This window comes from uncultured Pontibacter sp. (assembly GCF_947495565.1).
Taxonomy (GTDB): Bacteria; Bacteroidota; Bacteroidia; order Cytophagales; family Hymenobacteraceae; genus Pontibacter.
Genome location: NZ_CANLZM010000010.1, coordinates 147,041 through 170,047, shown reverse-complemented (window position 1 = coordinate 170,047; position 23,007 = coordinate 147,041). Strand labels below are relative to the sequence as shown.

General features: G+C 46.7%; 19 protein-coding genes. 6 read left to right on the top strand and 13 right to left on the bottom strand.

Annotation, left to right across the window (positions count from 1 at the left end; translation table 11 throughout):
* Positions 1-24: 24 nt before the first annotated feature.
* Together Q1B04_RS13820 and Q1B04_RS13815 are read right to left on the bottom strand one after the other, a co-directional pair.
* Positions 25-936, bottom strand: a complete 912-nt coding sequence (locus Q1B04_RS13820; protein WP_299759706.1) for a DUF58 domain-containing protein — start codon at positions 934-936, stop codon at positions 25-27.
* 6 nt (positions 937-942) lie between these two features.
* Positions 943-1,353 (bottom strand): septal ring lytic transglycosylase RlpA family protein, encoded by a 411-nt coding sequence (locus Q1B04_RS13815; protein WP_299759704.1) that lies wholly within the window; start codon positions 1,351-1,353, stop codon positions 943-945.
* 135 nt (positions 1,354-1,488) lie between these two features.
* On the opposite strand from Q1B04_RS13815, the gene Q1B04_RS13810 reads away from it, so the two are divergent.
* The 3 genes from Q1B04_RS13810 (at position 1,489) to Q1B04_RS13800 (ending at position 4,812) form a co-directional block, all read left to right on the top strand.
* Complete coding sequence (locus Q1B04_RS13810) at positions 1,489-1,821, top strand: DUF3276 family protein (RefSeq protein WP_299759703.1); 333 nt, start codon at positions 1,489-1,491, stop codon at positions 1,819-1,821.
* Between the two features lie 167 nt (positions 1,822-1,988).
* The gene (gene ychF / locus Q1B04_RS13805) at positions 1,989-3,086 is read left to right on the top strand and encodes a redox-regulated ATPase YchF (RefSeq protein WP_299759702.1); all 1,098 of its coding nucleotides are present in this window, start codon (positions 1,989-1,991) and stop codon (positions 3,084-3,086) included.
* A 541-nt stretch (positions 3,087-3,627) separates the two neighbouring features.
* Complete coding sequence (locus Q1B04_RS13800) at positions 3,628-4,812, top strand: alpha/beta hydrolase (protein ID WP_299759701.1); 1,185 nt, start codon at positions 3,628-3,630, stop codon at positions 4,810-4,812.
* Positions 4,813-4,997: 185 nt separating this feature from the next.
* Here Q1B04_RS13800 and Q1B04_RS13795 read toward each other — a convergent pair whose 3' ends face one another.
* The 4 genes from Q1B04_RS13795 to Q1B04_RS13780 all read right to left on the bottom strand — a co-directional run bounded on the left by Q1B04_RS13795 (position 4,998) and on the right by Q1B04_RS13780 (position 9,686).
* On the bottom strand, positions 4,998-6,311 hold the full coding sequence (locus Q1B04_RS13795; RefSeq protein ID WP_299759700.1) for a DUF5103 domain-containing protein: 1,314 nt from the start codon (positions 6,309-6,311) through the stop codon (positions 4,998-5,000).
* Between the two features lie 125 nt (positions 6,312-6,436).
* Positions 6,437-6,880, bottom strand: a complete 444-nt coding sequence (locus Q1B04_RS13790; RefSeq protein ID WP_299759699.1) for an OsmC family protein — start codon at positions 6,878-6,880, stop codon at positions 6,437-6,439.
* Positions 6,881-6,955: 75 nt separating this feature from the next.
* A complete protein-coding gene (locus tag Q1B04_RS13785) occupies positions 6,956-8,311 on the bottom strand; it encodes an ATP-binding protein (RefSeq protein ID WP_299759698.1) in 1,356 nt (451 codons plus the stop codon).
* Positions 8,301-9,686: a sigma-54 dependent transcriptional regulator gene (locus Q1B04_RS13780; protein ID WP_299759773.1), complete on the bottom strand. Its 1,386-nt coding sequence runs from the start codon at positions 9,684-9,686 to the stop codon at positions 8,301-8,303. Before Q1B04_RS13780 ends, Q1B04_RS13785 begins: the two co-directional genes overlap by 11 nt.
* Before the next feature lie 300 nt (positions 9,687-9,986).
* Between Q1B04_RS13780 and Q1B04_RS13775 the strand changes: the two genes are divergently transcribed.
* A complete protein-coding gene (locus tag Q1B04_RS13775; protein ID WP_299759696.1) occupies positions 9,987-12,389 on the top strand; it encodes an ABC transporter permease in 2,403 nt (800 codons plus the stop codon).
* A gap of 78 nt (positions 12,390-12,467) precedes the next feature.
* On the opposite strand, the gene Q1B04_RS13770 is transcribed toward Q1B04_RS13775, so the two are convergent.
* The gene (locus Q1B04_RS13770) at positions 12,468-13,187 is read right to left on the bottom strand and encodes a pirin family protein (RefSeq protein WP_299759694.1); all 720 of its coding nucleotides are present in this window, start codon (positions 13,185-13,187) and stop codon (positions 12,468-12,470) included.
* 182 nt (positions 13,188-13,369) lie between these two features.
* The gene (locus tag Q1B04_RS13765; protein WP_299759691.1) at positions 13,370-14,152 is read right to left on the bottom strand and encodes an XRE family transcriptional regulator; all 783 of its coding nucleotides are present in this window, start codon (positions 14,150-14,152) and stop codon (positions 13,370-13,372) included.
* Between the two features lie 552 nt (positions 14,153-14,704).
* On the opposite strand from Q1B04_RS13765, the gene Q1B04_RS13760 reads away from it, so the two are divergent.
* Entirely contained in the window at positions 14,705-16,183 is a 1,479-nt protein-coding gene (locus Q1B04_RS13760) for a S8 family serine peptidase (protein ID WP_299759689.1), read from the top strand.
* Positions 16,184-16,259: 76 nt separating this feature from the next.
* Here the strand turns inward: Q1B04_RS13760 and recQ are convergent, their stop codons facing one another.
* On the bottom strand, positions 16,260-18,392 hold the full coding sequence (gene recQ / locus Q1B04_RS13755; RefSeq protein WP_299759687.1) for a DNA helicase RecQ: 2,133 nt from the start codon (positions 18,390-18,392) through the stop codon (positions 16,260-16,262).
* A 169-nt stretch (positions 18,393-18,561) separates the two neighbouring features.
* Here recQ and Q1B04_RS13750 point away from each other — a divergent pair, with 169 nt between their 5' ends.
* The gene (locus tag Q1B04_RS13750) at positions 18,562-18,897 is read left to right on the top strand and encodes a four-helix bundle copper-binding protein (RefSeq protein ID WP_299759685.1); all 336 of its coding nucleotides are present in this window, start codon (positions 18,562-18,564) and stop codon (positions 18,895-18,897) included.
* A 76-nt stretch (positions 18,898-18,973) separates the two neighbouring features.
* Here Q1B04_RS13750 and Q1B04_RS13745 read toward each other — a convergent pair whose 3' ends face one another.
* The 4 genes from Q1B04_RS13745 to Q1B04_RS13730 form a co-directional block, all read right to left on the bottom strand.
* Complete coding sequence (locus Q1B04_RS13745) at positions 18,974-19,306, bottom strand: phage holin family protein (protein ID WP_299759683.1); 333 nt, start codon at positions 19,304-19,306, stop codon at positions 18,974-18,976.
* A 291-nt stretch (positions 19,307-19,597) separates the two neighbouring features.
* Positions 19,598-20,668 carry an agmatinase family protein gene (locus Q1B04_RS13740; protein ID WP_299759681.1) on the bottom strand — a complete coding sequence of 357 codons (1,071 nt, stop codon included), beginning with the start codon at positions 20,666-20,668 and terminating at the stop codon, positions 19,598-19,600.
* Positions 20,661-21,992 (bottom strand): polyamine aminopropyltransferase, encoded by a 1,332-nt coding sequence (gene speE, locus Q1B04_RS13735; protein WP_299759772.1) that lies wholly within the window; start codon positions 21,990-21,992, stop codon positions 20,661-20,663. Before speE ends, Q1B04_RS13740 begins: the two co-directional genes overlap by 8 nt.
* 163 nt (positions 21,993-22,155) lie before the next feature.
* Complete coding sequence (locus Q1B04_RS13730; RefSeq protein WP_299759679.1) at positions 22,156-22,962, bottom strand: putative phage abortive infection protein; 807 nt, start codon at positions 22,960-22,962, stop codon at positions 22,156-22,158.
* Between the last annotated feature and the right edge of the window lie 45 nt (positions 22,963-23,007).

The window sequence follows — 23,007 nt, the reverse complement described above, 5'->3', positions numbered from 1 at the left end:
TGATTTATACTTGCGTACAGCAATTCATCTGCCTTTTGCGCGTTTAATCAGGTAAGAATACAGCACCTTATCAAACGGTGCGCTGATATCTACAGGCACAAAATCAATTTTATACTGCCCGCATTTAAGCGCCAGCTCCTTTTTATACTTTTCAACTGCAGCGCGGTAATGCTCCCGCACCTGAGAGGGTTGCAGCTTCAGCTCCTGCCCTGTTTCCACATCCACAAACACGTAGGGCCGCTCGGCAAACTCGAACTCCTCCTCGGTCTTGCGATCCATCACATGGAATAAAAGGACTTCATGCTTCTGGTGCTTGAGGTGCTGCAAAGCTGCAAAAACGCTTTCCATATCATCTACGCGGCTCAGCATATCACTGAAGATAATAACCAAAGAGCGCTTTGAAATCTGCTGCGCGATCTGGTGCACCACATCCGCCACACGCGTGTCTTTAGCGGTTGGCTGCTGCTCCAGCTGCTGCTGCAAAAGCAATAGCAACGTGTGCAGGTGTGAGGCCGTGGAGCGCACAGGCGTTTGCTGCTCAATGATATCGGAGAAGGTAACCATACCAACGGCATCACGCTGTCGGCGCAAAAGGGTTGCCAGCGCGGCCGCACACAAGGCAGAGAAACGAAGCTTGCCGTTATTCTCCACAGGGTAGTACATAGACGGCGAAACATCCAGCAGGATATGGCAGCGCAGGTTGGTTTCCTCTTCGTAACGCTTAACAAAAAGCTTATCGGTGCGGGCAAATACTTTCCAGTCTATATGGCGGGTGCTTTCCCCGTTGTTGTAGAGGCGGTGCTCCGAAAACTCCACCGAAAAGCCATGGTAAGGCGACTGATGCAGCCCCGTGATAAAACCCTCTACCAGCTGCTTGGCCAGAAACTCCATGTTCTCGAATTTCTGCACATCGGCTAGTGTAAGGGGCTTTTTCATAGGTTACTACTTTGGTGTGGCTTCTGAGTTTGAAACGGCAAATGGGGCTTCTTGTTGTGCCTCCTCCTCTGATACTAGCGCGAGGCTCACTGTGGCTGTTCCGTCGCGCACCATATCCAGTTCTTTGGCAGCAGCTCTGGAAACATCTATAACGCGGTGGCGGCTGGAGGCCATGCGGTCGTTGATGCGCACTATTACTGTTTTTCCGTTTTTCAGGTTGGTAACCTGTACTTTGGTGTTGAAGGGAAGCGAAGCGTGAGCGGCCGTAAACTGTAATTTATCATACTTCTCTCCGCTGGCTGTTCTGTGGCCCTGCAAGCGGTCTGCGTAAAAAGAGGCTTTGCCAGTTGCAGTGTATTCGGCGGTTACCGAAAAGAACGAAAGCAGAGAAATCAATACTACTGAACACATATTCATAGTATTACATGGTTGGTCCGGCTACAAATATAGAATTAAAATTATTTAGGCGAATTTTAAATTACAAAACTTTTATATATCAGAAGTATATATTACTTTTAGGTTCTCAAGGTTGAATTTAACGTCTAAATAACGGTGGAAGAGAACAACGAAAAAGCAGAAATTTATTCCCAGAGAGTAAGAGCCGGGAAGAGAACGTATTTCTTTGATGTAAAGTCAACTCGGTCTAACGACTTTTACGTGACTATCACGGAGAGTAAGCGCAAATTTAAAGACGACAGCTTCTCGTACGAGAAACATAAGATCTTCCTTTACAAAGAGGACTTCGTGAAATTCTTGGATGCGCTTCAGGGAACAATTGACCACGTTAAATCCGAACTCTTGACAGAAGAGGCACTCGCTGCACTGGAGAACCCAGTGATACAAGGAGAAGAAGCCCCTTTTGATGAAGAACTGAAGTGGGAATAACGCACCACTTTTTCATATAAGTTAAACGATAAAGCCCACGGCACCGCTGTGGGCTTTATCGTTTAGCGTTACCTCCTGCCCTACTTCCTTTAATTCAGGGACAAAGGCGCGCATAGCTGGCTAAAATATTGTATATTTGCGCCCTGAAAATAATAACTAAAGTATAAATGGGACTACGATGCGGTATTGTGGGCCTGCCAAATGTTGGCAAGTCTACCCTGTTCAACGCTATTTCTAATGCCAAGGCAGAGTCTGCCAACTATCCTTTCTGCACCATCGAGCCAAACGTGGGTGTTATTACAGTGCCTGATGAGCGCCTGCAGGTGCTGGAAGATCTGGTGCACCCGGAGCGTGTGCTGCCAACAGTAATTGAATTTGTAGACATTGCAGGTTTAGTGAAAGGCGCCAGCAAGGGCGAAGGACTCGGCAATAAATTCCTGGCTAACATCCGTGAGGTAGATGCCATTATACATGTGGTGCGTTGCTTTGAAGATGAGAACATCGTGCACGTGGATGGAAAAGTAAACCCTATTGCCGACAAGGAAATCATAGACACGGAGCTGCAGCTGAAAGACCTGGAGTCTATTGACAAGAAGATTCTGAAGGTTGTTCGCTCTGCCAAGTCAGGGGATGCGAAAGCCAAGAAAGAAATGGCAAGCCTGGAGAAGTATAAAGCGCATCTGGAGGCCGGCTTAAACGCCCGCAGCCTTGATGTGACGGAAGATGACCTGGAAGCCGTAGAAGACCTGAAACTGCTGACCGCCAAGCCAGTAATATATGCTGCCAACGTAGACGAGAATTCTATGATTGACGGCAATCAGTTTTCTGAAACACTGCGTGAGCACGTGAAAGATGAAAATGCCCAGGTTGTGCTTATCTCCGCCTCTATCGAAGCGCAGATTGCCGAGCTGACTGACCCGGAAGAAAAAGAAATGTTCCTGTCAGAGTATGGCTTGAAAGAGTCTGGCCTGAACAAACTGATCCGTGCCTCTTATGACCTGTTAAACTTAATTACATACTTTACTGCCGGCGTGAAAGAAGTACGCGCCTGGACAATTGAGAAAGGTTGGAAAGCACCTCAGGCTGCCGGCGTTATTCACACGGATTTTGAGAAAGGCTTTATTCGTGCCGAGGTAATCAAACTACAGGATTACAAGGAGTACAAGACAGAAGCAAAGATTAAGGAAGCCGGTAAAATGGCTGTAGAAGGTAAAGAATATGTGGTGCAGGACGGAGACATTATGCACTTCCGCTTTAACGTGTAACCAAAAGCTTATCTACTACTATAGAAGCCGCCTTAGCACTTAGCTAAGGCGGCTTTTTTTATAAACTATGCAAAACCAGCCCTTCACCCCAGCTAAAGGGTTAACGCCTCAATAATCAAACATTAGCGCACTTAGCGATGTTCAAAGATATATAGGTTTGTGAAATCTTTCCAGAATCTGTTTTAACCTCTAATCTTTTAAAAGTATGACACCAAAATCAATGGCTTCTATCATGCTAATAGGCTCAGTGCTTTATTTCGTTTATGAAATTATAGCAGACAAGTCGGCATCATAGCGGAGGGGCAACCCTAAATCAGAAAGCACACTTCTTGCCCGTAGTGTAGACACAGTCAGCTTTGCATGGGAATTTCTTTGCCTGCCAAATTTCCGCTCTGCTCATACTTTTCTGAGGTTATTAAAGCATATTAAATTGCCGCTTGATAGTTAATTAAACTCAATCATTTTAAAGTTCTGCCTTAACTTCAAAATACAGTTTGTGATTTAGTTCGTATGTACAGACATGTAACTAAACAATTTGACTATGAAAACAAACTGGAACAGAAATCTAAGACAGGTCTTGGATGCACGGTGGTTAAAAATTCCGTTAGCAACAGGATTATTGCTTGGAGCAGTAGCATGTGCATCAGATACTACGAATGAGCAGGCAACAGAAGCAACAGCTGCTGAGGCAAGTATGGAAACTCAGGACACAGACGCTATAGTAGCCAATCTTACACCTGCAAAACCAAAACCAGCCTGGGCACCTGAAATCACGAACCAGATGCAGGTTGTTTTAGAGGCCTTGGATAGCCTGCAAAGCGGACCGCCACTATCGGAATTATCGGCTGAGCAGGCACGTAAAGCCCCTACGCCAGCAGATGCAGCAATGGCTGTAGTCAAAAAAAATAATATACCGCAACCCCCAATGCAGGTGGATACCACTGGCCAATCTGTGCCTGTAGACGGAGGCAACATTCATGTACGAGTTTATACACCTCAAAACAGCGGCAGCTCCAATCCGGGAATCGTTTACTACCACGGTGGCGGTTGGGTGATTGCCGGCATAGATACCTATCACGCCTCAGCGCGCGCATTGGCAGAGAAAACAGGGGCTGTAGTTGTCTCGGTAGCGTACCGCCAAGCTCCTGAGCATAAGTTCCCGACAGCGCACAACGATTCTTTTGCCGCTTATAAATGGGTTATAGATAATGCACAGTCCCTTAAAATTAACCCGGATAAAGTTGCCGTAGCAGGCGAAAGTGCCGGCGGAAACCTGGCAGCTGCTGTAAGTATGATGGCCCGTGATAACAACACGAAGATGCCTGTGCACCAACTTCTGGTTTATCCTATTGCAGGGCATGACTTTAACACAGAATCTTATAACAAGTATGCGGAGGCTAAACCATTAAGCAAGGCTGGCATGCAATGGTTTTTTGATAAATACTTAGCTAAGCCTGCGGATGCGCAAAACCCAATGATCTCTCTGGTGTCTGCCCCTAACCTCAAGAACCTGCCTCCGGCCACTATCATTAATGCGCAGCTAGACCCTCTGATGACGGAAGGCCAGATGTTAGCAGATAAGCTTAAAGATGCAGGCATACCCGTTGAGACAAAAGTATATGATGGCGTTACGCATGAGTTCTTTGGGATGGCAACCGTACTGCCTCAGGCCAAAGAGGCACAGCAAATGGCCGTTGATGAGCTGAAGAAATCGTTTAACAAGTAATTAATCTCTGCACATACTAAAAAGCCAAAGCCCCTGCTTAGTGAGCAGGGGCTTTGGCTTTTTAGTATGTATAATAATGATTTATCAGAAACCTTCCACTTTAACCATTCCGTGGAAAAGAATTTCTGTTTGATTAGAAACAGGAAGTTTGAGCACTTCACAACCAATAATCTAAGTTAAATCGGTTATTTCCTGTTAAAGAATAGCTGATCATATCCAATCAGGAGATCGGCGCGGGAACCTGGTGGGCGGTAGTAGATAAGTATATCGTAGGTGTTTCCGGTTTCGAAATGGCTGCCTTCAAAATAGCTGTCATCTGGCGTGGCAGATCCTGACTTTAAAGTATAATAGTAATTATAGTAGCCCTGCTTCAGCAACATTCGCCCTGTATAAGCCTGTCGCTCCGGATCAAAGGTAAGTTTAGCATCTGCAGTCGGTCGCCAGTTGGTAAGCTCACCTTGCAGGTATACTTCCCCCGGCACTTTCTCCGACACCTGCAGCTCAAAATCAACCCAGGTATAATCTCCGTTCACGTCGCCGTTGCCGTACTGTCTGTTACCGAAAATACGCTTGCCGTTCACATCCGGATCCTGACTGTAGGCCAGGCCACTGCGGCTTTTGTCGGTATGCAGGTATACTACTGCCGGGTTTTGCTGTAGGTCTATTTCATCAACCCCGATCCCTTTGTAGTTTAAGCTGCGGGTATCGAAAGCGCGGAATTCACTGAGCCCTTTAAAAATCTCATTAGGTTCAAAAAAAACATACTCCAGGCGTCGCTGTGCATCCTGTACATAAGTGGGGCGAGTCAGTCTTTTTGCATTATCCCACCTGAAGTTTTGCCGCATAACCGCTTTTACTTCGGCAGCGGGGTTTACGAGCTCATAATCCGCATAAAACACATTGAACTCAACTGGCTGCCTTGTCTCACGGCCCTGCGGACCAAGCGGTGCCCCTAGTTTGGCTGCCACCGTCACTAACTCCTGGTACACCATGAAGCGCTGCGTCAGAAGCAGGCTGCCGCCCTCCTCCTGCACTACCAGCAGGTAATTTCCGCTGAGCTTTACACGTGGCACCTGAAACTGGTAATGCACATAAGGCACGCGGGTGTTTACAGAATTCTGCGCATCCGTGATGAAAAATTCATTAAAGCCACTTAAGAATTGGGAATCGTTGAGTGTGGAGGGTCTCCAGTGTGCATCGCAGTGAATTAATTTAGCAACTAACCGGTTTGGCGTGGCATTTAAGCGGTCAAACTCCAGCACCATAGGCTGCGCTTGGCTGATTGGCACAACAGGCGGCTCCAGCACCTCCTCCTCAAAACCCGTGGCTACATAAGCCTGCACCGACTGTACACTTTCGTCATACACATAATCCTCGTACAGCAGCTGCGCCTGCGCGGTGTTACTGCTCTGCACCTGCTGCTCTATCGGCACGCAGGCTACCGCACCAACTGCCAATACAGCCGCTAACAAGTATGTTCTAATTGATCTTTTATGCATGATGGTTCATTCTGGCTTTACCTGCAGGCAAGGCCTTATGGTTATCAGAACGAATATAGGTAAAAAGTATAAGAAGTATTTATTGGCGTTTACTTCTCCGCGTTTTATACTTTCGGGATTATACTTTAGAGAAGTTTTGTCTCAACGGAAATGCCTGACATTAAAGTTTTCTGCACCGGGCATTTTCCTGAAATCAGCTTAAGGCGCTTGCGTTGTTCTTCTGTAAGATCGCCGGTAAGGCGCAGGTGTTTGGTAACATGGGTAAGTTTGGCTTCCTTTTCCTCGCATTGCTGGCAGTCATTAGCATGTATACGCTCATGCCGCAGGCTTACTTCCGCACGCTCCAATGGCCAGCCTTTGCGTTGCGCATACATATGCAGTGTAATGACAGTGCAGGAGCCGAGGGCCGCCAAAATATAGTCGTAAGGGTCAGCGCCGGACTTAACGCCCTCCGCTATGCCAGATTCATCGATGGTCATGGTGTCTATGCCTGCGCTAATGTTGGCTACCATTGGGGCATTGCTATCGGCACTTACTGTTACAAATCCTTCTTTTTCTTGTAAGCTCATGAGGTGGGTTTAAATGGATGCTATAGTATATGGGGCGGCCGCAGAAAGGTTACGAAAGTCCGCCAGGCCTCCAGGTTAAAACCGCAGGGCAAAAGTGGTGCCTTGGTCTACGGCTGAGTTAACTGAAATGGTGCCTTTGTGCAACCGCATCATTTGGCGGGAGAGGCTCAGCCCAATACCCGAACCGGTGCTTTTAGTGGAGTAAAAAGGGATGAATATTTTAGACATAGCTTCTTCGGTCATACCCGGTCCGTTATCTGAAATAGAAATGCAGACGCGGCTACGCTCATCCAAAGACGCCTTTAGAACTACCTGCCCGTCCTGCTGATCGTGGGCAGCCTCTGCGGCATTTTTCACCAGGTTTATCAGCACCTGCTCTATCATACTCCTATCCGCTGAGAGCAGCATGTTATCACGGGGAGACTGCACCACCAGCTGCACATGCTGTTTAGCCAGCTGTTCGCGCATGAGCAACTGTATCTCCTGCAGCAGCTCGCCAACCTCAAAGCGGCTAATTTTAGGCACTGATACGGCGGCCAGGCTGCGGAATTCATTTACGAAGCGTATGAGTCCTTGGGAGCGCCGGCTGATAGTTTGTAGGCACTGCCCCACATCCTGTAGCTCCTCGCGCAGCAGGGTGATTTCCTCTGCCTCTGTATCCGTGTAAGTATGAATCTCTTCAGAAGCACTGGCCGAAAGCGAGGAAATAGGCGTAACCGAGTTCATGATTTCGTGCGTCAGCACCCGGATCAGTTTCCCCCAGGCCTCCATCTCCTGCTCCTCCAGCTCCCGCTGAATGTTTTGCAGCGAAGCCAGGCGCACTCTATCCCCCAGCAGCGAAAGCTCAATTACATGCACCGCTAAGTTAGCCTGCTCGCCCCCCTGCCTTACTGGCACTAACTGCTTGTCGCCACTCTGCAGTTGCTGCAGCCCCAAGGCCAGCTCGGGACTAACCTGCTGCAGCTGCTGCACTTTTTGGATATGGCCTACCTGTAGCAGTTTTTTGGCGGCGTTGTTCATTAAAAGTATACTTCCATCAGGCTTAAAAGTGATGATGCCGATGCCAATGTGCTGCACGATCACCTCAAAATACTGCAGATGCGCCTCTTTCTCTGCTCGCACCTGCCGAAATTTCGACATTACATCGTTTAGCCGCTGCGCCAGCTCAATTTGTGTTTTACCCTCACCCTTCGAGAGAAACTGCTCTGTAAAATCATCATACTTGATGGAGTTCAGGAAACGGAGAAAAAGCCTGGACGTGTGCTCCAGATAGCGCACCAGCAGCCATACTTGTACCAGTATAAAAATGCCCAACCCTAGCAAGGTGCCACGGTACTCCTGGCTGAACTCAATCTTAGCAAACGCAAAGACAGAAGCCGCCAGCACCAGCAAGCGCAGCAAAAGCTGAAGTTTATGATGCCTAAAGCTCATACTTTTCCAGTCTTCTGTAGAGTGCGCCCCGGCTCAGGCCAAGCTCTTTGGCTGCTTTAGATATGTTCCCTTCATGTTTCTGCAGCGCCTGCTGCACCGCCTCGCGCTCCAGATCGTCCAGATCCAGGGTTTGTGCCTTAACAGCCGGGAAAGGCGCAGATTCCTCTTCGGCCAAAAAGAAAAAGTCCTCTTCCTGCAGCTCACGGTTGTCGCTCATGATAGACGCACGCTCCAGGGCATGTTGCAATTCGCGTACGTTACCGGGCCAGCTGTAGCGCCTCAGCCGTGCCAAACCAGTATCTCCCAAACGTTTTACAGGCTGCTTATACTTCTGGGCATAAACCTGCAGGAAGTGTTCGGTAAACAGCGGGATATCATCAAGGCGAAGCCGCAGGGGCGGCAGTTGCAGCTCAACCGTATTGATGCGGTACAGCAAATCCTGGCGAAACTCTCCTCGCTGCACCATCTCTTTTAAAGGCATGTTAGTGGCGCAGATCAACCGCACATTTACCGGCACCGGTTTGTTGGTGCCTACCCGTATAATCTCGCGCCGCTGCAAAACTGTAAGTAATTTGGCCTGCATGGCTGGTGATAGGTTACCGATTTCATCCAGGAATAGTGTTCCGCCGTTAGCTGCTTCAATTCTGCCAACCCGGTCTTCTTTGGCATCAGTAAAAGCGCCTTTCTTATGCCCGAAAAGCTCGCTTTCAAACAGGGATTCTGTGATGGCTCCCATATCTACGGTTACAAAAACTTTATCGGCGCGGGAGGAGCGCCCATGAATGGTGCGCGCAATTACTTCTTTGCCAGTCCCGTTCTCACCCAACAAAAGTATGTCAGCATCAGTAACAGCAACCTTATCTATAATGGAGAACAGCTGGCGCATGGCTTTGCTCTCACCCTGGATAATATCTTTGCCTGTATTGAGTTGCGTATTGAGTGTGCGGTTTGCTTCTTTCAGTTGGCTGACTTCTTTATAAGAATTGCGCAGCTTAGCGGCTGCAGACAGCGTTGCAACCAGTTTTTCATTTTGCCAGGGTTTCAGCACGAAATCAGTTGCTCCTTCTTTCAGTGCTTTAACTGCCATCTCTACATCCCCAAATGCTGTAATCATCACCACTACAGCCGATGGATCATACTTTAAAATCTCGTTGAGCCAGTAAAAACCTTCCTGCCCGCTTGTAATATCCTGGCTAAAATTCATATCGAGCAGGATAAGGTCAAAATCCTCGTTGTTCATCAGAAACGGAATCTTCTTCGGATTCTTCTCCATCACCACTTCCCGGGCGTGCTTCTTTAACAGCATTTTTGCTGAGAACAGCACATCTTCGTTGTCGTCAATAACAAGTATGCGCCCCAGATTTTGCTCTTCCATAGATTTGTTGTGCTTTATGATTCCACAGAAACCACCATGTGCCTGGCTCATACTATAAGAATACTGTGCCAGCCTTCAACACTACTAATATAGCGAAATTAAACAGTATTGTGTAGTATGGTGTGTCCGCCACTGGACATAAAGTGTCCGGCAATGGACATAGCTAAAAGTATATACTTGCGCATACTTTAAGCAAGTGTAGTTTCTGCGCTTTGGCACAGCAGTTGGCTTAAGCAAAGTATACTTGCCCAAATTCAGGATGTAAAAATCATACTTTGCTACTACTATACTTACAGAACTATGTTAAAAATGTACTTCCTCACCGCCTTCCGTTCGCTGCTGCGTAATAAGAGCTATACTTTGCTTAATGTTGGGGGACTTGCCCTGGGCATTACCTGCAGCATACTGCTGTTTCTGGTGATACAGTACCAACTAAGCTATGACAGCTTCCACGCCAAAGCAGACAGGATTTACCGCCTCAACGTTGATTTCCCGGAGCGTGATTTCCATACCCCTGCCTCTCATTACCCGTTAACTGACAACATGCGCAGCAACGGCAAGCTCGGCTTTGAGGAGGTGACGCAGATTGAAGGTGCTCTTGGTGCTCAAATCAATATAGCCGGGTCAGATAATGAGCCTCCGCGCAAGTTTCTGGAGGAAGAAAACATTGGATTTGTGGAGCCGTCGTTTTTCAGCATGTTTGATTTTGATATAGGCCCCGCAAACCCTGCCCCATACTTCTCAGAGCCCAACGTGGTTATGCTTACCCAAACACTTGCAGATAAATATTTCCCCGACAAAGAAGCTATTGGGCAGGTACTCCGCTACAATAACCGCTATAACCTAAAAGTGGTGTCGGTGATGCCTGATATGCCAGGAAACACGGAATTCCCGTTTGTTATGCTTATTTCTTACCAAACAATTAAAAATGAGCTGGCCGATGATTGGGGAAATCTTTCCAGCGCCCACCAAACCTTTGTGCTTTTGCCCGAGCAAATGGCAGTTAAAACGGCCAAGTCAACTGTAAACAAATTTGTGGCGCAGCACAACGGCCAAAAAAACATGAAAAACAACTTTGTGTACATGCTCCAGCCTCTAAGTGACCTTCACCACAACCCGCAGTATTACGGTGGCTTCGCCCAAACACCCGTCAGCCGAGAAATGTTACTGGCAATGGGGGCGGTGGGCATTGTGCTCCTACTGACAGCCTGCATCAACTTTATCAACCTTGCCACTGCACAAGCCATTAAACGCGCTAAAGAGGTGGGCATACGCAAGGTGCTGGGCAGTAACCGTTGGCAACTGGTGCTACAGTTCATGAGCGAGACTCTGCTGATAGTGGTTTTCGCATCCTTGATGTCTGTTATACTTGTAGAGCTAACGCTGCCGCACCTCAACGAGCTTCTGGGCCTGAAGATGACCTTCAGCTTGTTAAACAATCAAACACTGCTGTTTTTCCTGATTGCCCAAACCTTACTTGTAACTTTGTTTGCAGGGTTTTACCCAGCTTTTGTTTTGTCTGCCTTTGAGCCCACTACAGCGCTTAAAAGCCGCATGAGTGTACAACGCTTCGGCGGGATATCCTTACGCCAGGTGCTGGTGGTGCTGCAGTTCACCATTTGCCAAGCACTGATCATCTGTACCTTTTTAGTAAACGAGCAAATGATCTTTTTCAATAACAAGTCACTGGGTTTTGACAAAGAGGCGGTGGTGCTGGTTACGCTGCCACGCGAGATAAGCAGCAAAATGCAGGCGTTACGCCAAGAGTTGTTGAAGAACCCCGCTGTGCGCAACGTCAGTTTCGGGTCTGATGCCCCCTCCTCCGGCAATATCAGCTATGGCAACTTTTACTTTAACCATGCCTCGCAGGATGAAGGATTCCAGATCCACAAGAAGTTTGTTGACAAGCACTATTTCCAGCTGTACGGCATGAACTTTCTGGCGGGTACAGCTTACGCCAACGCGGACTCGCTGCAGTACATGGTTATTAACGATGCCTTGCGTAGAAAGCTTGGTCTGCAATCTCCGGAAGAAGCTTTGGGGCAAACTCTTACCTTCGGAGGAAAAGAGTATTCTGGCCCTATAGTAGGAGTGGTGGAAGATTTTCATCAGTCTTCGCTTGCATCGCCCATAGAGCCGCTGGTTATGACTAAAAACCCGGCGGAGTATGTAATACTTTCAGCAAAGATCAGCATGAGCCAGAAGCAGGAGGCACTGCGGCACCTGGAGCAATTATGGGAGCAGGTTTACCCGAATGATGTCTTCAGTTATCAGTTCCTGGATGAAAACATCGCCCAATTTTATGAGGATGAGGCGCGGCAGAATACATTGTTTAAAGTGTTCTCAATCATTGCGATATTTATTGGTTGCCTCGGCTTGTATGGCCTGATTGCCTTTATGGCTGCACAGCGTACCAAAGAAGTTGGCATCCGCAAAGTGATGGGAGCTTCTACGCTGCACATTACAGCCCTGTTTTCTAAGGAGTTTGTGAAGCTTGTGGCTATAGCTTTCTTATTAGCTGCGCCCATTGCCTACTATTTAATTGAACTTTGGCTGCGCGATTATACTTACAGGATCACCATCAGCATCTGGCCTTTTGTACTGGCCGGCTTAGCGACACTCTTTATAGCTCTAATAACCATGAGCACTAAAGCTATTCAGGCTGCACTTGCAAATCCGGTTATCTCACTCAAAAGTGAATAGTTCATTTTGCCCCTAACAGCACAAGAGCCACTTTATATAAGCGGCTCTTGTGCTGTTAGGGGCAATACAAAGTATAGTTTAATAATTAACTTCTGTAGCAGGCACGTCCACAAGTATAAAAGTGGCTTCGGCGCTTCCGTGCAGGCTAACCACATCCTGGCTTTCTAAACGTACCTGGTCGTTTGCGTCAGTCTCTACATTATTGATAAGCATACTTCCGGTCAGCACATACACCAGTGTCTTCCGGATCTTAAAAGTCTTAAAGTCAATCTCCTCGCCTTGCCCCACTTGACCGTAATAAACAGTAGAGTTAGAGTTAATGTATGCGACGTTCTCCAGCACCTTCTGTCCGGTCACTAAAGGCACCAACTTGTTTTTCGTATCCAGAAAATCAATGTTCATGTGCTCGTAAGATGGTGCCAATCCGCGTTTGTTCGGCAGAAACCATAGCTGCAGCAGCTCAGCATCATTATCTGTTTCGTTTGTCTCTGAATGCGTAAAACCAGTGCCCGAGGTCATTCGCTGCACATCACCGGCTTTTAGCGTCACCTCATTGCCAAGGCTGTCTTTGTGCATCACTTCTCCATCCAGCACCACAGACACGACCTCCATTTCTGCATGTGGGTGCAGCGGAAAGCCGTTTTGCCCTTTTATACGGTCATGGTTCAAAACCCGAAGCGGGCCGAACTGTACATTAGCCGGGTCATAATAATCAGCAAATGAGAAAAGGTAGTAAGACTCCAGCCAGTCCCCTACTTTAGCATGATGATGCTCTGAGGCAGGTATTAGTTTTATCATAGTTCTATTTAGATAAGGTGCATTGATTAATTCGAGCACAAAAGTATAGTATCTGCTATGGCTTTACGGAAGCGGCTAATTTCTTGTTAGCAAATGCCGCTTATCAGTTGTTTCAGGCACAAAAAAGCCTGATACTGTTTAATATGAACAGCATCAGGCTTTAAATTCTGATTTGAAATTGATTATTCTGCCTTCTTCAGCTTAAGCATCTCTTTCTGCAGATCAAGCACTATACTTGATAGTTTATCGAGCGACAGGTCAGCAATAGGAAAAGTAGAGCTAATGTAGGATTTCGCTTCCCATATTTCCACTACATCCTCCACATGCACCTCGTAAGGAGAATAAACCGGGTTATCAGAATGCAACCGCAGCATAGACGCGTCTTTAAGCTTATTGAAAATGCGCTTGAACACAATTCCTTCTTTCTGGCTGACAATGACACACGGGGTGCCATCTTTGATCAGGCTCCAGTCCTCAATAAACCGCCCTACTATAACCGTACCTGAAGCAATAGGAAGCATAGAGTCTCCGCTGATCTCAAAAGCACGGTAAGTACCTCCGGCACCCAGCATGGGCAGACGGAAACGTGGCAGCTCCTCAATAAATTCAGAATCGGCATACCCGTTCAGGTAACCTGCGCTGGCTTTATAAGGCACTAGCTCTATATTCTCATTTTCCTGCTCATCTACAGTAATGGCAAGTACGCGCAAATTACCACCGCTTAAACGGTTGCCATCTGCAGCACCTGCCGGAGCTTCATGTATTAAGTTGCGGGTAATCAGGTCATCAAGCGACACATGGAACAATTTAGCAATGTTAACCAGCGTGCTTAGCTTAGGCTCTGCCCTACCCTCTTCATAAGCCCCCACAAGTGAGCGCTTGATATCCAGTTTCTCAGCTAGCTGTGCCTGCGTAAAGCCGGCATGCCTGCGCAAATGTCTTAGATTTGATGTGACTAACTGCATAGTAGCTGTTTTAAATGATCATGGCTTAAAAAACTATCGCCTCAAATGTAAAATTACTTATTCTTTAGCAAAAAAGCTAATTAATTTAGCAATATTAGCAAAATATAACCTACCTGATATTAATCTAATTTCTTGATAGAATTTGATATTTCTAACAAAATTGCAATTTATTAGAAATATGCAATTTTATATAATATACTCACATCATTAATATTTTGATATTACCTTTTTAAAGCAGACTTTTAGGCCATCGAACAAAATATTAAACAACGAGGATATTTAATTTGTAACAACTTTACCACTCCTAAATATTTAGAGTCATACAAAATAGTCCTAATACAACAGGTACTATTCCGATATTAGGTATATTTTTTATACTGAAAGTATTATTTGCGTCTGAAATATAATTATTAAAGGCACTAAATAGTAAAATCTTCTAAAAGCAGTGGAAAATTGTGAACTTTTCAAACAAAGTATCGCGTTACGAGATCTAATAATTAAAGTTGCACATTTAACTAATAACCCAAACCCTATTACTTAATTTCTCCTGCTATGATTAGAAAGTATACACTCCGACGTTCAGTTGCGCTAGCCACTTTTGTAGCTGCCATGTCACTTACAGGTTGCCAGAAAGAAGAGATGCTGGAAAATCAATTTTCCGAGCCCCAGGCTAGCTTCTCTTCTCAAAACGGAGAGGCAATCGAAGGCCAGTACATTGTTGTATTTAAGAAGAACGGCTCCAGTTTATCTGGTTCTGACAGCCAAAGCTTAAAAGCTTCTAAAGTAGAAGCAGCTGTAATACGTGAACGTGTTCTAAACACTTCTAACGTAGACGCTCGTGAGGTGTCGCAGGTTTATGAGGGTATCGTTAATGGTTTTGCTGCTAAACTTAATCCTGAGCAGATTAAAGCATTAAAAAATAACCCGGATGTAGCTTATATTGAGCAGGACCGTATTATTGCGCTGGCTCCGAAATGGAAAGACACTTACACGTCCTCTAAAGGTAATAGCAAAAATAGCTCAGAAGATGACTCTGCTAAAACTAACGCTGTCAAAGGAAACGGCAAAGTTAAAACCAAGCCGACCCCAACCGAACCTACTCCTACTGAACCTACCCCAACGGAGCCTACACCTACAGAGCCTACACCTACAGAGCCAACGGAACCAGCTCCAACAGAGCCTACCCCAACTGAGCCAACTCCTGCTGAACCGGTGCCAACTCAACCTACTGAGCCTGCTCCTGCTTATGCTACTATTACTCCCCTTGCCGGTGAGACTGTTCCTTGGAACATCGAACTTGTTGGTTATGGCGATGGCACAGGCAAAACAGTTTGGGTAATCGATTCTGGTGTTGATACAGATCATGCAGACCTTAACATAGACTTTAATAGAAGTGTCTCGTTTATTTATGGCAACGCATCTGTTGAAGACGGCTATGGCCATGGCACATCAGTTGCCGGTGTTATTGCCGCTAAAAACAACGGTTCAGGTATGATAGGTGTAGCAGCTAACGCTACTATAGTAGCTCTTCGCGTATTCGATGATGCCGGTGCCGGTACAGTATCCAGAGCGATATCTGCTGTAAACCATGTAAGCCTTAACGGTAAACCAGGTGATGTTGTAAACATGAGCCTTGGAAGCGGTATTTCTTCTACCCTTGATAATGCCGTACAGACTGCAGCAGCAAAAGGCATCCTTTTCGCTATTGCGGCTGGTAACAGCTCCGTAGACTGCTCTGGCACATCTCCGGCTCGAGTTAATGCTCCGGGTGTTTATACTATCTCAGCGATGGACAACTATAACAGAATGTGGTCTTCTTCAAACTTTGGTGCCGGTGTTGATTTCGCTGCCCCAGGTGTAAGCGTCACAGCAACAACTAAAAACGGAAGCTTTTCAGGTGGCCACTATGGTACTTCTCTGGCGTCTCCGCACGTAGCAGGTATACTTGCGCTGCGTGGCGAAGTGCTAAGCCAAGGCTACATAACTGGCGATAAGGACTCAACTCCAGACCCAATTGCTTCTTTAAAATAAGTTTCGTTTCACGGCATAAAAAAAGGCGCTCAGTAACGAGCGCCTTTTTTTATGCCGTGAAACGAAAGCCTTAAGCTTACCAAGCATTTTCTTTCTTAAAGATAGACACAGAAAGCCTGATCTTATAGTAAGCAAACTCTTCGCCCAACAACTCGAAAATATCCTTCAGCTTTGCATCAACTCCCAGCTTAGCTATAGCTTTTGAGATAGCCTTATATTCTTCTTTACTCACATAGCGGTTCAGGTCTACTTTGTAACCCTGCTCATAGAGCGTTGCCAAATGAGAGAAAACCGTCACTGGATTCAAGTTACGCTCTTTGGCGATCAGCTCTATACTATAACCTTTCTGGAGCAACTCAAGCGTAGCCAGATGTGTGGCTCCTTTTATTTTATTGCCTTTATTCTGCTCCTCATTTATGAAATCAATAATCTCTGTGATAAAGGCATCGCCGTAACGTTCAAACTTCTGTGCACCAACTCCCGAAATCGCCAGCATCGAGACTTTATTGGTTGGGCGCTCAGCAGCCATTTCCTGCAAGGTAGTATCAGTGAAAATAACATAGGGCGGCACTCCATACTCATCGGCAAGGCTCTTGCGCAATGTGCGTAGTTTCTCAAAGAGGGCATCCTTAATCAATTCGCGTTTCGGACGGGCTTTTACAGCGGCTTCCTCCTGCTTCACCTCCTCAAACTTCACGAGCTGCACCTTACGGCCTTCAAACAGCACTTGCTTGCTTTGATCCGTCAACTTTAAAGTATAGCCTTGGTCGTAGGCCATTTCGATAAGTCCTTCGTTTAGCATCTGATGCAGGTAGCGGTTCCAGTCCAAGGTGCTTACTTCACGGCCTGCGCCATAGGTTTTTACCCGATCAAAGCCTGCCTGCAGCACCTGCGCATTACGGGCTCCACGCAATACGTCTACCAGTAAACTCATATTAGCCCGTTCCTGGGTACGTGCAATAGCAGAAAGAGCTTTTTGCACGATAACTGTTCCATCAAATCGAGTGGGTGGGTTTCGGCAGATATCGCAGTTTCCGCAGTCATGAGGCATGGTTTCGCCGAAATACTGCAACAGGATACGCCGCCTACAAGCTGCAGCCTCGGCAAATTGCTGCATACGCTCCAGCTTAACCAGCTGCAGTTCTGTCTGGTTGGCGTTCTGGCCATCCTGCAGCATGCTCCGCATGTTCATGACATCGGCATAACTATAAAACAGGAGCGCGTCCGAGTTGGCACCATCCCTGCCAGCACGACCTATCTCCTGGTAATAGCCTTCAATGTTTTTTGGCAGGTTATAGTGAATCACCCAGCGGACGTTAGACTTATCGATGCCCATACCGAAGGCGATGGTAGCGCAAACTATCTGCACGTCATCATTTAGGAACTCCTCCTGGGCCTTTGCCCGCAAATTGGCCGACATGCCTGCGTGGTAATATGTTGCGTTGTAGCCGCTCCGCTTCAGTTTATCCGCCAGGCTTTCTGTCGCTTTCCGGCTAAGGCAGTAGATAATACCCGGCTGGTTTTGCCGACGCATCAGAAAATCAGTGATCTTATTAAAACGGTCACGGCCGGGCTTCACCATCAGGTTGATGTTGGGCCTATCGAAAGAGGCTACGTATACCTCCGGATTGCGCAGATGCAGCTGTTCCTGTATGTCTTTCTGTGTGAGCCTGTCGGCGGTGGCGGTAAGCGCTATAACGGGCTTATCAGGAAACTGCTGTTTCAGTGCCTTCAGTTGGGTATACTCAGGGCGAAAATCATGGCCCCAGGATGAAATACAGTGTGCCTCATCCACAGCAAAAAGAGAAATTGTAATGCGGCGCAGAAACGCAAGAAAACCGGATGACAGTAACTTCTCCGGCGAAACATATAATAGCTTTAGCTTTCCCTCCAAGCACTTATTCTCGATCTGGTACTGCTGCTCAGCGCTCTGGGAGCTGTTAATGTAGGCAGCCGGAATACCGTTTGCCAGAAGCGCCTCCACCTGATCCTTCATCAAAGCTATCAGCGGGGATACCACCACGCACATGCCGGGCTGCACAATGGCAGGCACCTGGAAACACACGGACTTCCCTCCTCCAGTCGGCATCAGCACCACAACATCCTTGCCCTGCAGCACACCGTCTATTATCTGCTCCTGCATCGGCCGGAACTGCTCGTAGCCGAAGTATAATTTTAATGCCTCTCTTGCCTCTCGTATCGTTGCCATAGTATTCAATCTCCCGCACGGTTTTGTACCTGCTTCTACTGCATCTTTTTACTTTTCAAAGATAACCATTATGGATTTCAATTACGAGGGCACCGCTTGCTTTTAGCTCTTTGAAAACCATAGGTGCCTGCTACCGTACCTTTAGTCATACAACAAAAAAATTAAAGCTATGAAATCAGAGATAACAAACAACCTGGAGCATGTACTGATAAAGTGCATGACAGCCTGTGAGACTTGCGCTACTTTATGTTTGCAGGAGGATGACGTAAAAAAGATGGTCAGATGCATCATGATAGACCGCGACTGTGCCGACATTTGCCTGCTTACGGCACAATTTGTGGCGCGTAACTCTCCGCATGCCAAGCACGTGATGAAAGAATGTATTGAGATTTGCCGCATATGTGAGGAGGAGTGCCGTAAACATGAAATGGACCACTGTCAGAAATGTGCAGATGCCTGCCGCGAATGCGCAGAAGCTTGCGAAAACTGGATGCAGAATAAATAACAATACATTGCTTTCAATGCGAAGAGGCGGGCCAGTTTTAGGTCCGCCTCTTTGCGTTTATCTATACTTTATACTTTTAGAAAATCATATCAAGTATGGCTGTGATAATGGACAGCAGCAAACTGAAAAGCAGCGCCCATATAAAGCCATCTACCGCAAAACCGGGGACAATGGCGCCTGCCAAAAGTATGATCACGGCGTTAATGACGAGCAAAAACAGACCTAGCGTCAGGATAGTGACAGGTATAGTCAGCAGTATCAGAAGCGGTTTTACAACAGCATTTAATAGTGCTAATACTAATGCAAGTATGATTGCGGCCACGAAACCGGAAATGTGCACCCCCGGCAGCAAGTATGATGAAAGAAGCGCTGCGGCTCCAACTATTAACAATCTTACAACAAATCCCATGATATACTAAATATAGCTTTTACAAATTATTTAAACGTGGCTATGTATACGGCACCTATAGTATAAAGATAGGTTAGCCATAACACCGATAGCAAGTAGCTTCTGTATATCTGAGTATGTTATCATCAAAGATGTTGCATGAAACGGCCCCGCTCCAATTAGAAGAGTTAATGCTTGATTAGAAAAAGAAGCTATGCCCACTTCTCGTATGAAATTGGCACAACAGCCAAGTATAAAAAAAGCCTGCGGCAGGTGCCGCAGGCTTTTTAAAAGTATAGGAGATGAGGCTTGTTAAAACTGAGCCTCTAACCTTTTTTGAGATACAGCCATCCAGTTACACAGCTTCATCAGCATGCGGGCACCAACGTTGCCGTTCCACTCGCTATCGCCCGGGGCCACTTCGCACAGATCAAAGCCAATGATTTCTCGGCCTGACTTTACCAGTTGCTTAATCAGGTATACAGCCTGTTCAAACTCTAACCCGCCTGGTACCGGTGTACCGGTGGCTGGGCAAAGTTTTGGGTCCAGGCCGTCTATATCAAAGCTGATATAGACTTTTTGAGGCAACTGAGCGATAATCTTCTTGCACTCTTTTTTCCAACTGTCGCCACCATACATATTTTCCTTCAGTATGGCATCGTAGAAAATAGTAACACGCCCGTTAGATTGCTCAGCCAACTCGGCTTCTGCCTGGCAAATATCGCGGATACCTACCTGCACCAGCTTTTTTACCTGCGGCAGCTTTAAGGCGTTAAACATAATGGAGGCATGAGAATACTCAAATCCTTCGTAAGCATCGCGCAAATCTGCGTGTGCATCAACTTGAAGTATGCCATACTCCTCATGCTTTTCTGCCAGCGCATGCATCAGCCCGAGCGGCGTACTGTGGTCGCCGCCTAATACGCCAACCAGTTTACCCTGCTCCAGGTGCTTTAGTGCTCTTTGCTTCAACCACTGCAGTAGCTCCTCGCCTTTGGCTGTTACCTCGGCAGGCAGGTTTTCAAACTCAGTTTTACCAACCTCAGGGCTTCCGGCCTCCAGCCAATTAATATAAGCCTCTGCTTTATCTCGAAGTGCATTGCTGGTGGCTACCCACTCTTCAGAAATTTCCTCCATCGCGATACCTAATTTCCAGGCATCTTTTATACTTGGCTCAAACAAATCGAGCTGAGGAGAAGCATCTTTTATGGATTGCGGGCCATTGGCCGTACCAGCGCTGTAAGACACTGTTACCTCCCAAGGCATTGGTATAATAACCACTTCCGATTCCTCTACGGTGAAAGGCAGACCAAACAGGCCACCACTGATATCACCAACACCGTTCGGATCGAAGTTCTGGATTTTCTGTTCTTTACTATTCATCTGTTGGTTCAGCTGAGTATGCTTCAATTGCTTTCTGAGATCCACTGCTTAGCAGCTCCTTCACAAAATTAGGCAAAGCAAAAGCAGCCGTATGAATTTCTTCGTTGTAATACTTAAGCCCCTGCTCTTTAGAGAATCTTGCAGCAGCCTCGCGATCGAACTGAAGCGGTGTTGAGTTGCCTTTGGATGAGTACGAGAAGCTCCAGGTGCCAGTAGGGTAAGTAGGGATAGCAGCCAAGTAGCAATGCACTTTGTTCTCGCCAAAGATCTGCTTGTACGTATCGTAAATTTCTACGAAAACGGCACTGTTAAAGCGCGGCGACTCAGACTGCGTGATCATCACACCGTCCGGTGTCAGGCAACGATGCACCTGGCTGTAGAACTCAGCCGTGAACAAGCCTTCACCCGGTCCAACCGGATCTGCCGAATCCACGATGATCAGATCGTAACGGCCGTCTTCGCACTCGTTAATGTACTTGATGCCATCTTCCACCAGCAGGTTTAGGCGAGGGTTATCAAACGCTACCGCAGTTTCCGGCAAGTGCAGTTTACAAGCCTCAATCACCAGCTCATCTATTTCAACCAGCGTTACCTCCTCCAGTTGCTCATGGCGCAATAACTCACGCACAGTACCTCCGTCGCCTCCACCAATTACCAGCGCGCGCTTCGCTTTGGTATGGCTGAACATTGGCACATGCGTAATCATTTCGTGGTACACATACTCATCTTTCTGTGTGCACATTACCATTCCGTCCAGTGTCAGCATGTTGCCGTAAGCCAGTGTTTCAAACACTTCCACGCGCTGATAGTCGGATTCCTTTTTGTAAAGCTGATTGCCAGAGTGCTTTAGGGATAGTGCAATGTTCTCATCGCGCTCCGTAAACCACACATCGCGGGTGATGGTGCCTACCTCCTCCTGTGGTTTTGCTGAAACATCGCGTAGCGACTCCAGGTTGAAATCGTTGCGCTTCAGCAAGCTCAGCTGGCCGCGGCGCAGCTCCATAGAAGAACCATGGCCTGCCTCGAAAGCTTCTTTCAGGTAATTGTAAGATACCCACGGATCAACAGAATCGCCACAGGTAAAAAGGTCCACAGCGGCATAACCGTATTCAGGCCAAGTATGAATAGCCAGGTGACTTTCCTGAATTACTACCACGCCGGAAACACCGTATGGCGAGAAGTGGTGAAATGTACTGTTGATGACTGTGGCACCGGCTGTTTCGGCAGCGGCTACCATGCTGTTTTCGATATGAACTACATCGTTCATCAGCTCTGGAGAGCAATCGTAAAATTCAACTAAAATGTGTCTGCCTAAAGCGTTCATCAATGGGTATAGAAAGTTAAAAATTCAATATGAAAGCAAAAAAACGAAATCTACCTTTATTATCAAAAGTATAACAAGGCCTCCATGTTATACTTCATTGTGCTTCAATGGGTTAATAATTTCAAGGTATTTGCCTTTATTCCTCTTAAAATGCTTATTCAGCTTATTTCCCCTGCAGCTCCTGCCCTATTATAAATTCTGCTTTATACGACTCGTTCATGTCTTCAAATACATCAAAGACATTATCAAAGGCGTTAAACTCTTTGAGAAGGTTAAATTGGGCAACGTGGTAAATCAGAAATAGCTCGGACTGCGTAAAGTTGGCTTTGGTTATAAAGCTGTAATATTCGCCCTGGTCCTGTGTTTCTGCCCTGTACCGCTGTATCAGCTTAAAGAGCACGCTCAGGTTTTTAAGGTATGGGTTAAGGGAGTTTTGATAGAAGGTGAAATGGTAGGTGAAATAGTCTTTGAAGATATGCTGCAGCGCACTTTCGGATTTGTCTGCCGGCTCCAGGCTCCTTACCTTCTGTACAAATGAGGTGAGTACTTTTTCCTGAAAGAAGACGAAGAAGTTGGTTCCCCGCCAGTCGCTCTGGTTTATGTCATAAGCCACAAGCGAGTCTATGATATCGTTGTGCTTTTGAATGAAGCTGATGTATAACGTCGAGAAGTTCTGCTGCTGAAAGATCTTCTGCGTTTTGTGCAGTTCAAAACGCTGCAACTCAAACTCCCGCTTTTGATAGGTAAGTGTGGCGAAGAAAAGGAAAACGCCCGCTAATGCCCAAAGAGAACCGACAATACCGCCAATAAACTCTCCGTATTGCCCGAAAACACCTTCTCTATCGGCTGGGTCCAGGTACAGCTCCTCGGTAAGGTTGAACTTTATCGTGCCCCACACCAGCACAACCGCTCCGGTTATGATCAGTATATACCCAAAAATTTCATACTTACTGAGTTTTAGCTTAGGCATGTATGCAGTATATCTATATAATGTATGTAGCGGCTGCGCTTTATG

Excerpts from the sequence above, each read along its gene's own strand:
- Q1B04_RS13820 (WP_299759706.1), bottom strand. The coding sequence starts at position 936 with ATGAAAAAGCCCCTTACACTAGCCGATGTGCAGAAATTCGAGAACATG.
- Q1B04_RS13815 (WP_299759704.1), bottom strand. The coding sequence starts at position 1,353 with ATGAATATGTGTTCAGTAGTATTGATTTCTCTGCTTTCGTTCTTTTCG.
- ychF (WP_299759702.1), top strand. The coding sequence starts at position 1,989 with ATGGGACTACGATGCGGTATTGTGGGCCTGCCAAATGTTGGCAAGTCT.
- Q1B04_RS13800 (WP_299759701.1), top strand. The coding sequence starts at position 3,628 with ATGAAAACAAACTGGAACAGAAATCTAAGACAGGTCTTGGATGCACGG.
- Q1B04_RS13795 (WP_299759700.1), bottom strand. The coding sequence starts at position 6,311 with ATGCATAAAAGATCAATTAGAACATACTTGTTAGCGGCTGTATTGGCA.
- Q1B04_RS13790 (WP_299759699.1), bottom strand. The coding sequence starts at position 6,880 with ATGAGCTTACAAGAAAAAGAAGGATTTGTAACAGTAAGTGCCGATAGC.
- Q1B04_RS13785 (WP_299759698.1), bottom strand. The coding sequence starts at position 8,311 with ATGAGCTTTAGGCATCATAAACTTCAGCTTTTGCTGCGCTTGCTGGTG.
- Q1B04_RS13780 (WP_299759773.1), bottom strand. The coding sequence starts at position 9,686 with ATGGAAGAGCAAAATCTGGGGCGCATACTTGTTATTGACGACAACGAA.
- Q1B04_RS13775 (WP_299759696.1), top strand. The coding sequence starts at position 9,987 with ATGTTAAAAATGTACTTCCTCACCGCCTTCCGTTCGCTGCTGCGTAAT.
- Q1B04_RS13770 (WP_299759694.1), bottom strand. The coding sequence starts at position 13,187 with ATGATAAAACTAATACCTGCCTCAGAGCATCATCATGCTAAAGTAGGG.
- Q1B04_RS13765 (WP_299759691.1), bottom strand. The coding sequence starts at position 14,152 with ATGCAGTTAGTCACATCAAATCTAAGACATTTGCGCAGGCATGCCGGC.
- Q1B04_RS13760 (WP_299759689.1), top strand. The coding sequence starts at position 14,705 with ATGATTAGAAAGTATACACTCCGACGTTCAGTTGCGCTAGCCACTTTT.
- recQ (WP_299759687.1), bottom strand. The coding sequence starts at position 18,392 with ATGGCAACGATACGAGAGGCAAGAGAGGCATTAAAATTATACTTCGGC.
- Q1B04_RS13750 (WP_299759685.1), top strand. The coding sequence starts at position 18,562 with ATGAAATCAGAGATAACAAACAACCTGGAGCATGTACTGATAAAGTGC.
- Q1B04_RS13745 (WP_299759683.1), bottom strand. The coding sequence starts at position 19,306 with ATGGGATTTGTTGTAAGATTGTTAATAGTTGGAGCCGCAGCGCTTCTT.
- Q1B04_RS13740 (WP_299759681.1), bottom strand. The coding sequence starts at position 20,668 with ATGAATAGTAAAGAACAGAAAATCCAGAACTTCGATCCGAACGGTGTT.
- speE (WP_299759772.1), bottom strand. The coding sequence starts at position 21,992 with ATGAACGCTTTAGGCAGACACATTTTAGTTGAATTTTACGATTGCTCT.
- Q1B04_RS13730 (WP_299759679.1), bottom strand. The coding sequence starts at position 22,962 with ATGCCTAAGCTAAAACTCAGTAAGTATGAAATTTTTGGGTATATACTG.